Origin of the sequence: Streptomyces sp. NPDC087844 (genome assembly GCF_044742785.1) — a bacterium.
Taxonomy (GTDB): domain Bacteria; phylum Actinomycetota; class Actinomycetes; order Streptomycetales; family Streptomycetaceae; genus Streptomyces.
In genome coordinates this window covers 109,829-121,790 of the sequence record NZ_JBIUVD010000009.1, presented here as the reverse complement: position 1 = coordinate 121,790, position 11,962 = coordinate 109,829, and the positions used below count along the sequence as shown (strand labels likewise).

At 70.6% G+C, this 11,962-nt stretch carries 13 protein-coding genes; 12 read left to right on the top strand and 1 reads right to left on the bottom strand.

The annotated features are described in order from the left end of the window. Positions 1-40 precede the first annotated feature (40 nt). From lepB (ACIOKD_RS19525) to ACIOKD_RS19475, 11 genes are all read left to right on the top strand, one after another. Positions 41-823, top strand: coding sequence for a signal peptidase I (gene lepB, locus ACIOKD_RS19525; protein ID WP_402085294.1), 783 nt, complete (start codon positions 41-43; stop codon positions 821-823). Then, on the top strand, positions 816-1,910 hold the full coding sequence (lepB, locus tag ACIOKD_RS19520; RefSeq protein ID WP_402085291.1) for a signal peptidase I: 1,095 nt from the start codon (positions 816-818) through the stop codon (positions 1,908-1,910). Before lepB (ACIOKD_RS19525) ends, lepB (ACIOKD_RS19520) begins: the two co-directional genes overlap by 8 nt. Continuing rightward, positions 1,885-2,736, top strand: a complete 852-nt coding sequence (lepB, locus tag ACIOKD_RS19515; RefSeq protein WP_402085288.1) for a signal peptidase I — start codon at positions 1,885-1,887, stop codon at positions 2,734-2,736. The genes lepB (ACIOKD_RS19520) and lepB (ACIOKD_RS19515) overlap by 26 nt, the downstream gene beginning before the upstream one ends. Positions 2,737-2,814: 78 nt before the next feature. After that, the gene (gene lepB / locus ACIOKD_RS19510) at positions 2,815-3,561 is read left to right on the top strand and encodes a signal peptidase I (RefSeq protein WP_402085286.1); all 747 of its coding nucleotides are present in this window, start codon (positions 2,815-2,817) and stop codon (positions 3,559-3,561) included. Beyond that, complete coding sequence (locus tag ACIOKD_RS19505) at positions 3,551-4,072, top strand: NUDIX hydrolase (RefSeq protein WP_402085283.1); 522 nt, start codon at positions 3,551-3,553, stop codon at positions 4,070-4,072. Before lepB (ACIOKD_RS19510) ends, ACIOKD_RS19505 begins: the two co-directional genes overlap by 11 nt. Before the next feature lie 55 nt (positions 4,073-4,127). Next, positions 4,128-4,436 carry a DUF2469 domain-containing protein gene (locus ACIOKD_RS19500; RefSeq protein ID WP_055510545.1) on the top strand — a complete coding sequence of 103 codons (309 nt, stop codon included), beginning with the start codon at positions 4,128-4,130 and terminating at the stop codon, positions 4,434-4,436. A gap of 180 nt (positions 4,437-4,616) precedes the next feature. Beyond that, the gene (locus tag ACIOKD_RS19495) at positions 4,617-5,042 is read left to right on the top strand and encodes a YraN family protein (protein ID WP_402085279.1); all 426 of its coding nucleotides are present in this window, start codon (positions 4,617-4,619) and stop codon (positions 5,040-5,042) included. Beyond that, positions 5,042-6,670, top strand: a complete 1,629-nt coding sequence (locus tag ACIOKD_RS19490; RefSeq protein ID WP_402085276.1) for a YifB family Mg chelatase-like AAA ATPase — start codon at positions 5,042-5,044, stop codon at positions 6,668-6,670. Before ACIOKD_RS19495 ends, ACIOKD_RS19490 begins: the two co-directional genes overlap by 1 nt. Continuing rightward, positions 6,667-7,809: a DNA-processing protein DprA gene (dprA, locus tag ACIOKD_RS19485; RefSeq protein ID WP_402085273.1), complete on the top strand. Its 1,143-nt coding sequence runs from the start codon at positions 6,667-6,669 to the stop codon at positions 7,807-7,809. The genes ACIOKD_RS19490 and dprA overlap by 4 nt, the downstream gene beginning before the upstream one ends. 278 nt (positions 7,810-8,087) lie before the next feature. Beyond that, positions 8,088-8,927 (top strand): RNA polymerase sigma factor WhiG, encoded by an 840-nt coding sequence (whiG, locus tag ACIOKD_RS19480; protein ID WP_210889477.1) that lies wholly within the window; start codon positions 8,088-8,090, stop codon positions 8,925-8,927. A 250-nt stretch (positions 8,928-9,177) separates the two neighbouring features. Continuing rightward, positions 9,178-9,735 carry a TetR/AcrR family transcriptional regulator gene (locus ACIOKD_RS19475; protein ID WP_402085705.1) on the top strand — a complete coding sequence of 186 codons (558 nt, stop codon included), beginning with the start codon at positions 9,178-9,180 and terminating at the stop codon, positions 9,733-9,735. Between the two features lie 97 nt (positions 9,736-9,832). Here the strand turns inward: ACIOKD_RS19475 and ACIOKD_RS19470 are convergent, their stop codons facing one another. Next, positions 9,833-10,543, bottom strand: coding sequence for a peptidoglycan DD-metalloendopeptidase family protein (locus ACIOKD_RS19470; RefSeq protein WP_402085270.1), 711 nt, complete (start codon positions 10,541-10,543; stop codon positions 9,833-9,835). A gap of 350 nt (positions 10,544-10,893) precedes the next feature. Here ACIOKD_RS19470 and rpsB point away from each other — a divergent pair, with 350 nt between their 5' ends. After that, positions 10,894-11,892, top strand: coding sequence for a 30S ribosomal protein S2 (gene rpsB / locus ACIOKD_RS19465; RefSeq protein ID WP_402085267.1), 999 nt, complete (start codon positions 10,894-10,896; stop codon positions 11,890-11,892). Positions 11,893-11,962 lie beyond the last annotated feature (70 nt).

The following is an 11,962-nucleotide window of genomic DNA, read 5'->3' as shown; positions in this document are numbered from 1 at the left end:
CGCCGGGTCCCTCATGTGGGCCGGATAGCATCTGGCCCACATGGACGCCGAAGCACAGCGAACGGAGCGCGACCGCTCCTCCCACCCCGCCGTATCCGAGGAGATCTCGGACACACAGGGGGCGGAGGGACGGTCGCGTTTCGCGTGGGTGGACCGGGTCGCCGACTGGCTGCCGGGCGGCCGGATCACCCTGACCGTGCTGTTCTGTCTGTTCTCCCTGCTGCTGCTCACCCGGTTCGTGATCCAGCCGTTCCAGATTCCCAGTGGCTCGATGGAGCCCGGATTGAGGATCGGGGACCGCGTTCTCGTAAATAAGTTGGCGTACCGTTTCGGTGCTGAGCCGAGGCGCGGTGACGTCGTCGTGTTCGACGGCACCGGTTACTTCGGCGACGCCGACTACATCAAACGTGTCGTCGGCGTGGGGGGAGACCATGTGGTCTGCTGCGACAGGCAGGGGAGGATCGAGGTGAACGGCCGCTCGGTCGACGAGTCGACGTTTCTGTACCCGGGGAACGAGCCGTCCGAAGTGCCCTTCGACGTGGCCGTCCCCGACGGCACCCTCTTCGTCCTTGGCGACCACCGCGGCGACTCCAGCGACTCCCGCGACCACCTCGGCTCCCCGGGCGGCGGCATGATCCCCGTCGGTGACGTGATCGGCAGAGCCGACTGGATCGCCTGGCCGCTGAGCCACTGGACCGGAATCGACCGGGCCGACGGCTACGCGCGCGTGCCCGCCGCCGCGGGCCCGCTCCTCTCCGCGCTCCTTGCGGCCCCCCTGTCAGGGACGAGCGGGCGGAAAGCCGTGGACGGTGTCCATGGGTAACCGCGGCAAGCCCCGCAGCACCCACAGTGCCGCGGAGGACCTCCTTCCCACCGGCTCCCGGCGCACGGGCGGCCCGGTGATGCCCGGCCGGGCGGACCGGCGCAAGCTGGCCCGGCGGGTCAAGCGGCGAAGGCAGCGCTCCGCGGTCAAGGAGATACCTCTTCTGATCGGGGTCGCGCTGCTCATCGCGCTCGTCCTGAAGACGTTCCTCGTCCAGGCCTTCGTGATCCCTTCGGGCTCCATGGAGCAGACGATCCGGATCGGCGACCGTGTCCTGGTCGACAAGCTGACTCCGTGGTTCGGCTCGAAGCCCGAGCGTGGCGACGTCGTCGTCTTCAAGGACCCCGGCGGCTGGCTGGAGGACGAACAGCCGACGGCGAAGAAGGAAGACCCCATCGTCGTCAAGCAGGTCAAGGAGGCGTTGACCTTCATCGGCCTGCTGCCCTCCGACAACGACCGGGACCTGATCAAGCGGGTCGTCGCGGTCGGCGGTGACACCGTCAAGTGCTGTGACACCCAGGGCCGCGTCACCGTCAACGGCATGCCGCTCGACGAGTCCTACATCAACCCCGGCGACAAACCCTCGTCGCTGGTCTTCGAGGTCAAGGTGCCGGCGGGGCGCCTGTGGGTGATGGGCGATCATCGGTCCAACTCCGCCGACTCCCGGTTCCACCGCACCGAGAAGTACGACGGCACGATCTCCGAGGACGTCGTGGGCCGTGCCATGGTCATCGCCTGGCCCATCGGACACTGGACCCAACTCAAGGAACCCGACACCTACGCGTCCGTGCCCGACGTGGCCGGCGGAGCGACCACCGCACTCGACGCGTCGCATAGGGTGGCCACCGCGGATCGATATGGATTGATCCCGCTCCCGACCCCTGCGGAACTCCCGCTCGTTATGGGAGTGGTGGGCCTGCGCCGTATCCGGCGCGGGCGGCGGCACAGAGTGAGGAGTGGATGTGGGGGATTTGGCGGTCGGCGCACGATCCGGACACGAGGGGCCCGAGGACCGACCGGGACGATCCGAAGAGTCGGTCCCGCCGGCCGGCGAGGACGCCGTGGCCCCCGGAGACGACTCCGGTGACGACAACGGCGAGAGCGAGCGGAACTCCGACGGGACCGCCTCGGCGCCGAAGAAGCCGCGGTCCTTCTGGAAGGAACTCCCCCTGCTCATCGGCATCGCGCTGGTTCTCGCGCTGCTGATCAAGTCCTTCCTGGTGCAGGCGTTCTCGATCCCCTCGGACTCGATGCAGAACACCCTTCAGCAGGGTGACCGCGTTCTCGTCGACAAGCTGACTCCGTGGTTCGGCTCGGAGCCCGAGCGTGGCGAGGTCGTCGTCTTCCACGACCCCGACAAGTGGCTGGCGGGCGAGCCGACGCCCAACCCGAACGCGATCCAGACAGCCCTCAGCTGGATCGGCCTGATGCCCTCCTCCGAGGAGAAGGACCTCATCAAGCGCGTCATCGGTGTCGCCGGCGACACCATCGAGTGCAAGGGCACCGGCCCGCTGAAGGTCAACGGCAAGGCGCTGAACGAGCCCTACGTGTACCCGGGGAACACGCCGTGCACCATGGACGACGCCGGCGGCCAGTTCAAGGTGAAGGTTCCCGAAGGCAAAATCTGGGTCATGGGCGACCACCGGCAGAACTCGCTGGACTCCCGCTACCACCAGCAGGACAAGCACAAGGGCTTCGTACCCGTGGACAGCGCGGTGGGCCGCGCGATCGTCGTCGCCTGGCCGCCCACTCGCTGGTCGGCGCTTTCGGTGCCTGACACCTTCGACCAGAACCTGACCGCCGCCGCTCCGGGTGCGCTCGGGCTCGCGGGCGCGCTGCCGCTGGTGCTGTGGCGCAGGCGCCGCCTCACCGTCGGGAACACCAGGGTTTCTGGGTCGCGTACCGCCGGGTAGGGTGCCGTCCCAGACGCCGATCTTCCGCCGCCCGACCTGGGCAGCGAGGTCGATTCTCCGAGTTGGGGGAGCACTGGGATGAGCGGGACACGTCGTACGGACGAGGGCCACGGACGGCTCGGCAGCAAGCTGTCGGGGCTGGCCGTGGCCCTCGGCTGTGTGCTCTTCCTCGGTGGGTTCGCCTGGGGAGCGGTCGTCTACCAGCCGTACACCGTGCCGACCGACTCGATGTCGCCGACCATCGCGAGCGGCGACCGGGTGCTCGCCGAGCGGATCGACGGCTCCGAGGTGCGGCGCGGTGACGTCGTCGTCTTCAAGCAGGCAGCCTGGGGCAACATGCCCATGGTCAAGCGGGTCGTCGCCGTCGGAGGGGACACGGTCGCCTGCTGTACGCAGGACAAGCTGACCGTCAACGGCAAGAAGATCGAGGAACCGTATCTGCCGAAGGGCAGCGCGGCGGAGTCGTCCACGATTCCCTCCGTCGAGGTGCCCGAGGACCGGCTCTTCCTGCTGGGCGACGAGCGCAGCGGCTCGCTGGACTCCACCGCCCACCTGACGGAGGCCGGCAACGGTACGGTGCCGCGCAGTGCGGTGAGCGCGCGCGTCGACGCGGTGGCCTGGCCCATGAACGGCATGCTGGCCCGCCCCACCGGCTTCGAGACGCTCGGCGGCGTCTCCGAGCCGGGGCCCCTGCGCCTGGTCCTCGCAGCGGTCGTGGCGGGCGCTCTGCTCGTCCTCGGCGGGGCCGCGTACGGGCCGATCGCCAACCGGTCGGGACGCCGGCGCAGCCGTACGGGGACGGGGGAGCGGGCCCTTGCCGGCTGACGCGTCCCCGCCGACGGGCGGTGACCTCGGTGAGCTGCGGAAGGTCGCCCGGGTGGTGCTGCTCGACCCACAGGACCGCATCCTGCTGCTGCACGGACATGAGCCGGACGACCCGTCGGACGACTGGTGGTTCACACCGGGCGGCGGTGTGGAGGGCGACGAGACACGGGAAGAGGCCGCGCTGCGGGAACTCGTGGAGGAGACCGGCATCACCGAGGTCGAGCTGGGTCCTGTGCTGTGGCGGCGGACCTGTTCGTTCCCGTTCGCGGGACGTCGCTGGGACCAGGACGAGTGGTACTTCCTGGGCCGTACGACGCAGACGGCGACCGAGGCCACGGGGCTGACCGAGCTGGAACGGCGCAGTGTCGCCGGAGCGCGCTGGTGGACGTGCCGGGAACTTGCCCGGGCACATGAGACGGTGTATCCGACCAGACTCGCCGAGCTGCTGCTCAGGCTGCTCGACGAAGGGCCCCCGGCCGGACCCGAGACCCTCGACACGGAAATCGTCTAGGGGCTCGCGGGGCTGGCGCACAATAGGGGGACGCACGGCTGAAGGGGAACATGCCATGAGCGCCGAGGACCTCGAAAAGTACGAGACCGAGATGGAGCTGAAGCTCTACCGGGAGTACCGCGATGTCGTCGGTCTGTTCAAATATGTGATCGAGACCGAACGGCGCTTCTACCTCACCAACGATTACGAGATGCAGGTGCACTCGGTTCAGGGTGAGGTGTTTTTCGAGGTGTCCATGGCGGATGCCTGGGTGTGGGACATGTACCGACCTGCTCGGTTCGTGAAGCAGGTGCGCGTCCTGACATTCAAGGACGTGAACATCGAGGAGCTGAACAAGAGCGACCTCGAACTGCCGAGCAGCTAGGACGGGGCAGTCGGGACGGGACAGTCGGGACGGGACAGTCGGGACGACCGGCACAGTCCCGGAAGTCCTACGGCGGCCGCTCGTACGGGTGACTGAGTTGTCCACAGTCGAGCGGCCGTCCACCAAGATCCAACAGCGGATCGCGATGGGCTCAGTGTTGGCGCCGGAGGTGGTGCCGACATGAAGACGTCCAAGACATCCAAGGCATCCAAGGTTTCCGAGGCGCCCAACGCGCCCAACGCGTCCAAGGCACGCAACGCACTCGGCAAGTACGGCGAGGACCTGGCCGCGCGGCGGTTGGCCGAGGCCGGAATGACGGTCCTGCAGCGCAATTGGCGCGCGGGCCGGGCCGGTGAGATCGACATCGTGGCCCGCGACGGTGACGCGCTGGTCGTCTGCGAGGTCAAGACCCGTCGTGCGGGGCCCTTCGGGCATCCGATGGCCGCCGTGACTCCCGTCAAGGCCCGGCGCCTGCGCGGCCTCGCCGAGCGCTGGCTGCAGGAACACGGAGGGGCTCCACCCGGCGGCGTCCGTATCGACGTCGTGGGTGTCCTGCTGCCCGACCGCGGCGCCCCCGTCGTGGAGCACGTGCGGGGGGCGGCCTGATGGGTTTCGCGCGTACGTGCTCGGTGGCCCTCGTGGGCGTGGACGGTGTCGTCGTCGAGGTCCAGGCGGATCTGGAGCCCGGAGTCGCGGCGTTCACCCTGGTGGGACTGCCCGACAAGAGCCTGACGGAGAGCAAGGACCGCGTCAGGGCGGCCGTGGTCAACTCCGGCGGAGAGTGGCCGCAGAAGAAGCTCACCGTGGGCCTCAGCCCGGCCTCGGTGCCGAAGGGCGGCAGCGGATTCGACCTCGCCATCGCCTGTGCGGCCCTCGGCGCCTCCGAGCGCATCGACCCGCGCGTGCTCGCCGACATCGTGATGATCGGAGAGCTGGGCCTGGACGGACGGGTCCGGCCCGTACGAGGTGTGCTGCCGGCCGTGCTGGCCGCCGCCGAGGCGGGATACGAACAGGTGGTGGTGCCGGAGAGCGCGGCAGCGGAGGCTTCCCTGGTACCCGGTGTCTCCGTACTCGGCGTCCGCAGCCTCCGCCAGCTCATCGCGGTCCTCACGGACGAACCGGTGCCCGACGAGGATCCGGACGAGCAGGGCCGGACCGATCCGCTCGCGGGCCTGCGCATGCCGGGCACGGGTACGGCCACCGGAATGCACAGCATGGGCGCCTCGCACTACGACCACGACCACGAACACGACCTCGCCGACGTCGTGGGCCAGCTCTCGGCACGGACCGCGGTGGAGGTCGCCGCGGCCGGTGGGCACCACCTGTTTCTGGAGGGGCCGCCGGGGGCGGGCAAGACCATGCTCGCCGAGCGGCTGCCCGCCATCCTGCCGCGACTGGGCCGGAGCGAGTCCCTGGAGGTCACGGCCGTCCACTCGGTCGCGGGCCTGCTGCCACCCGGCAAACCCCTGGTCGACGTCGCCCCCTACTGCGCCCCGCACCACTCGGCGACCATGCAGGCGCTGGTCGGGGGCGGCCAGGGGGTGGCACGGCCGGGTGCGGTGTCGCTCGCGCACCGGGGAGTGCTGTTCCTCGACGAGACACCCGAGTTCAGCAGCCGGGCCCTCGACGCACTGCGCCAGCCCCTGGAGTCGGGGCATGTGGTGATCGCGCGCAGTGCGGGCGTGGTGCGCTTCCCGGCACGGTTTTTGATGGTGCTCGCGGCCAATCCCTGTCCCTGTGGCCGCTTCTCGCAGCGGGACGCCCTGTGCGAGTGCTCGCCCTCCACGATCCGCCGCTACCAGGCCCGGCTCTCCGGACCGCTGCTGGACCGCGTCGACCTGAGGGTCGAGGTGGACCGCGTCACCCGTTCCCAGCTGACCGGGCGGGGCGCGCCGGGCGAGACCACCCGGACGGTCGCCGACCGGGTCCGCGAGGCCAGGGAGAGGGCCGCCGCACGCCTGACGGACACCCCCTGGCGCACGAACAGCGAGGTACCGGGCCGCGAGCTCCGCAGCCGGTGGTACGCGTCCCCGGGCGCCATGGACGACGCGGAGCGCAGCCTGGAGCGCGGTGTGCTCACCGCCCGGGGGCTCGACCGTGTCCTGCGGGTCGCCTGGACCGTCGCGGATCTCGCCGGCCGTGACCGGCCGGGGGTAGCGGACGTGACCCTCGCGCTGCAACTGCGCACCGGGGTTCCCCGGGGGGTGCCGATGGCGATCGGGGCCTCCCGGTGAGCGGGGACGAGGAGCGGCTCCACCGGGCTTTCCTCGCACGGGTCGTCGAACCGGGGGACGAGGTGTGCGGGCGATGGCTTCGTGAGTGCGGAGCGGGGGAGGTGGTCCGGCGCCTCGCCGGGGGCGGGCGGCAGCTGCCGGGTGTGACGGACACGAGGTGGGCGGGCCTGCGGGCCCGGGCCGAGCGGGCGGACCCGGAGCGGGACCTCGCGGTGGCGCGGGACAGCGGGACACGGTTCATTTGTCCTGGCGACCCGGAGTGGCCCGCGCAACTGGACGACCTGGGGGATGCGAGGCCCGTCGGGCTGTGGGTACGGGGGCTGCCCAGTCTGCGGATATGGGCGCTGCGCTCCGTCGCGGTCGTGGGGGCACGGGCCTGTACCGAGTACGGCGCCCACATGGCGTCGGCGCTCGGCGCGGGGCTCGCGGAGCGGGGGTGGGTCGTGGTGTCGGGAGGCGCCTACGGTGTGGACGGCGCGACGCACCGGGGCGCTCTCGGGGCGGGCGGCGCCACGGTCGCCGTTCTCGCCTGCGGGGTCGACCGGCCCTATCCGCGCGGTCACACGCAGTTGATCACCAGGATCGCTGAACAGGGTCTGGTGGTGGGGGAGTTGCCGCCCGGCGACCATCCGACCCCGAGCAGATTCATCCTGCGGAACCGGGTCATCGCGGCGTTGACGCGCGGCACGGTGGTCGTCGAGGCCGCGTACCGCAGCGGTGCGCTGGCGACCGCCCGTGCCGCTCAGCGGCTGGGCAGATTCACGATGGGCGTACCGGGGCCGGCCACCAGCAGTCTCTCGGCGGGGGTGCACGAACTCCTGCGCGGGGACGCGGTGCTGGTCACCGACGCTGCGGAAGTCGCCGAGCTCATCGGTGACATGGGCGAGCTGGCCCCGGCCCGGCACGGACCCGTGCTTCCGCGCGATCTCCTTGACCCGGATGCCGCCCGGGTGCTGGCCGCGCTGCCGGCCCGGGGGGCGGCGTCGCGGCAGGAGATCGCCAGGGACGCCGGGACGACCGAGGACGACGCGGTCGCGAGGCTGTACGAACTCCGCTCACTTGGCTTCGTCGAACGACACGGCGACGGCTGGAAGTTGACACGCCAGGCCGCTCTGTCCATCGACACGGGCCGGGGGTGATGCTGACCGAGAGTGTTCGGCCGTCCGGGCGACCCCCCGAAGTCCCCGGGTTTTCCCGCAGTTGACGCCCCGCAGCAGTCACGCACGGCGACGCCCATGCCTCCGCAGGACGTCCAGCGGAACGTATCTGCGCACGGTGAGTCCACTACCGTTCGCGCACTGCGACTCTCCAGTCACGCTACGCTCACATGGATTCCGACGCAGACAGGCAACTCGACATCAGACCGACAGCTCACGCAGTTACTCACAGTTCACTGCAGAACGGCACAAGGCGACGAATGCCCCAGCACACCTCCGGGTCCGACCGGGCGGCGGTTCCCCCCGCCGCCCGTGACGGCGGCGTGCGGCCGCCCGCCCCCTCGACGCTCGACGAGCTGTGGAGGTCGTACAAGACCACGGGCGACGGGCGGCTGCGCGAGCAGCTGATCCTGCACTACTCGCCGCTGGTGAAGTACGTCGCCGGCCGGGTGAGTGTGGGGCTGCCCCCCAATGTGGAGCAGGCGGACTTCGTCTCGTCGGGCGTGTTCGGGCTGATCGACGCGATCGAGAAGTTCGACATCGAGCGGGAGATCAAGTTCGAGACGTACGCGATCACGCGGATCCGGGGCGCGATGATCGACGAACTGCGGGCTCTGGACTGGATCCCCCGGTCCGTGCGGCAGAAGGCACGCAATGTCGAGCGGGCCTACGCGACGCTGGAGGCGCGGCTGCGGCGTACGCCGTCGGAGTGCGAGGTGGCCGCCGAGATGGGGATCGCGGTCGACGAACTGCATGCGGTGTTCGGCCAGTTGTCGCTGGCCAACGTCGTGGCCCTGGAGGAGCTGCTGCATGTCGGCGGTGAGGGCGGCAACCGGCTGAGCCTGATGGACACCCTTGAGGACACCGCGGCAGACAACCCGGTGGAGGTCGCGGAGGACCGTGAGCTGCGGCGCTTCCTGGCGCGGGCCATCAACACGCTGCCGGAGCGGGAGAAGACCGTGGTGACCCTCTACTACTACGAAGGCCTCACGCTCGCCGAGATCGGCAATGTGCTCGGGGTGACGGAGAGCCGCGTCAGCCAAATCCATACCAAGTCCGTGCTCCAGCTCCGGGCGAAACTGGCGAGCTTCGGGCGCTGACCTAGCCGCCTCGCTGACCTAGCCGCCTGCGGACCCTGCAGCCCCGCTCACCTTGCTGACCTGGCTGACCTGGCTGAATCGTCCCTCGCCGGGACTTCTCGCGTGCGGACGGGTGCACTCGGTTGTGTGGTTCGGGCGGCAGGAATCCCCTCCCACCGGAGTCACTGATCGAGCCCTCACGGGCGAGAGACTCCCGTCCCGGGCGGGGCGTCCGTAAAGTGGGGGCGTGCCAAGGATTCGAGCGGCCTCCGTGGCCGAGCACCGGTCGATGCAGCGAGCCGCCCTGCTGGACGCGGCGCGGTCACTGCTGTCCGAGGGCGGGACGGAGGCTCTGACGTTCCCGGCGCTCGCCGAGCGGACGGGTCTCGCGCGGTCCTCCGTGTACGAGTACTTCCGTTCCCGCGCGGCGGTGGTCGAAGAGCTCTGCGAGGTCGACTTCCCGCTCTGGGCTGCCGAGGTCGAGACCGCGATGTCGCTGGCCGGGACGCCCGAGGGCAAGGTCGAGGCGTACGTCCGTCGGCAGCTGGCCCTGGTGGGGGACCGGCGGCACCGGGCCGTCGTGGCGATCTCCGCGAGTGAACTCGACGCCGGCGCGCGCGAGAAGATCCGCGCCGCGCACGGGGGGCTCGTCGCGATGATCGTGGAGGCGTTGCGGGACATGGGGCACGAGCAGCCCCGGATGGCCGCGATGCTTCTTCAGGGGATCGCGGACGCGGCGGTGCGGAGGATCGAGCTCGGTGCGGCCGAGGAGCCCGGGGTGATCACCGAGGCCGCCGTCGCGATGGCTCTGCGGGGCGTGCGGGGCTGACTGCCTCTGCCATGGCCACTGCCACTGCGACTGCTACTGCGTCTGCGTCTGCTTCTGGCACTGGTGCTGGTGCCGAACACTGCTCCGCGTCGGTGCCTCATCGGGAGGGCGGGCCGGGTACCTGGTCGGCCGGTACGGCGATCGCCGATTGCGGTTGTGGCTGTGGCTTTGGTTCCGGGACCCCCGTGACCGGCAGCAGGCGTGACGCGCCCCTGGTCAGCAGCCAGGGGGGCAGCAGCGACAGCGGGTCCAGGTAGGCCTCCCCTCGGCGCAGTCCCCAGTGGAGGCAGGACATCGGGCAGTGGGATGCCGGCAGCTCCAGTACGCCCACCACCTCGCCCGCGGCGACCTCGGTGCCCTTCTTCAGCGTTGCCGCCACCGGCGCGTACGTCGTGCGCAGGGGTGGGGCGCCCGTGCCGGTCAGCTCGACCGAGACGACCCCGCGGCCCGCGACCCGGCCGGCGAAGGAGACCCGGCCGGGAGCGACGGCCCGGACCGGGGTGCCGGGGGCCGCGGTGAGATCGACGCCTCGGTGGCCCCGGCCGTAGGCGGTCTCGGGCGGCTCCCAGCCGCGCGTCACCGGCGGGCGCGACCCCACCGGCCAGGCGCGGCCGACGGCGGGGATTGGCGGATCCGCACCGCCGGAACCCCCACCGCCGGAACCCGTGCCGGAACCGCCGCCGGAACTCCCGCCGGAACCCGGGCCGAGGTCACCGACCCCGGCGGTGGCCGCGGGCCCACCGAGCGCGAGGCTCAGCAGGAGGCCGAGCACCAGTACGGCGGCCACCGTCATGGCACGCGCGGTCATGGCCGGGGCCGGCACTGTCATGGCAGGCCGCGACGCCGGACGCGTACGAAGGAAATGATCTGCTCGCATGCGAGAACCGTGCCTTGAATGGCATGAAAAAAGGGATCATGGCCGGGATCTGTGGAGTACCCGTCGGTTGTGGACAGCGGCGTCACCCGGCACCCCGTGGGTCCCGTACACTTCTTGTGGCGATCCGGGTCACCGGGTCGACTTCGCACGCCCCGACATCAGGTTGTCAAACAGCCGATGTCAGCGCCCCTCGGTCCCTCGTGGCAAGGCGCAATGCGGGCGTCAGGCGCGACCGCCGTCCGGCGGACGCGGTACAACCGAGAACACCAAGGAGTACGGCCATGGCCGTCGTCACGATGCGGGAGCTGCTGGAAAGCGGCGTCCACTTCGGTCACCAGACCCGTCGTTGGAACCCGAAGATGAAGCGCTTCATCTTCACGGAGCGCAACGGCATCTACATCATCGACCTGCTCCAGTCGCTGTCGTACATCGACCGCGCCTACGAGTTCGTCAAGGAGACCGTCGCCCACGGCGGCACGGTCATGTTCGTCGGCACGAAGAAGCAGGCGCAGGAGGCCATCGCCGAGCAGGCGACCCGCGTCGGCATGCCCTACGTGAACCAGCGCTGGCTGGGCGGCATGCTCACCAACTTCTCGACCGTCTACAAGCGTCTGCAGCGCCTCAAGGAGCTTGAGCAGGTCGACTTCGAGGATGTGGCCGCGTCCGGCCTCACCAAGAAGGAGCTGCTCGTCCTCTCCCGCGAGAAGGCCAAGCTGGAGAAGACCCTCGGCGGTATCCGCGAGATGTCCAAGGTGCCCAGCGCCGTCTGGATCGTGGACACCAAGAAGGAGCACATCGCGGTCGGTGAGGCCCGGAAGCTCCACATCCCGGTCGTCGCCATCCTCGACACCAACTGCGACCCCGACGAGGTCGACTACAAGATCCCGGGCAACGACGACGCGATCCGCTCCGTCACCCTGCTCACCCGCGTGATCGCCGACGCCGTAGCCGAGGGCCTCATCTCCCGTTCCGGTGCCGGCAAGGCCGCCGAGGGTGACAAGGCCGCGGGCGAGCCGCTCGCCGCGTGGGAGCGCGACCTGCTCGACGGCGGCGAGAAGAAGGCCGACGAGACCGCTGCCGAGGCGCCCGCCGCCGACGCTCCGGCCGCTGACGCCGAGGCCCCCGCTGCTGACGCTCCGGCCGAGGCTGAGGCCGCTGTCGAGGCGCCCGCCGCTGAGGCCCCCGCCGCCGAGGCTGAGGCTCCGGCTGCCGCTGAGGCCTCTGCTGAGGTCCCCGCCGCGGCCGAGGCTGAGAAGCCGGCCGCGGCCGAGCAGGCCTGACGATCCAGCGTCACGGTTGAGTGAGGGCGGGCGGCGCCTGGTGCGTCGCCCGCCGTTCACCCCCAGCCCG

Bases quoted from the DNA above. Each gene is read 5' to 3' on its own strand.
- lepB (WP_402085294.1), top strand. From the start codon at position 41: ATGGACGCCGAAGCACAGCGAACGGAGCGCGACCGCTCCTCCCACCCC.
- lepB (WP_402085291.1), top strand. From the start codon at position 816: ATGGGTAACCGCGGCAAGCCCCGCAGCACCCACAGTGCCGCGGAGGAC.
- lepB (WP_402085286.1), top strand. From the start codon at position 2,815: ATGAGCGGGACACGTCGTACGGACGAGGGCCACGGACGGCTCGGCAGC.
- ACIOKD_RS19500 (WP_055510545.1), top strand. From the start codon at position 4,128: ATGAGCGCCGAGGACCTCGAAAAGTACGAGACCGAGATGGAGCTGAAG.
- ACIOKD_RS19495 (WP_402085279.1), top strand. From the start codon at position 4,617: ATGAAGACGTCCAAGACATCCAAGGCATCCAAGGTTTCCGAGGCGCCC.
- ACIOKD_RS19490 (WP_402085276.1), top strand. From the start codon at position 5,042: ATGGGTTTCGCGCGTACGTGCTCGGTGGCCCTCGTGGGCGTGGACGGT.
- whiG (WP_210889477.1), top strand. From the start codon at position 8,088: ATGCCCCAGCACACCTCCGGGTCCGACCGGGCGGCGGTTCCCCCCGCC.
- ACIOKD_RS19470 (WP_402085270.1), bottom strand. From the start codon at position 10,543: ATGACCGCGCGTGCCATGACGGTGGCCGCCGTACTGGTGCTCGGCCTC.
- rpsB (WP_402085267.1), top strand. From the start codon at position 10,894: ATGGCCGTCGTCACGATGCGGGAGCTGCTGGAAAGCGGCGTCCACTTC.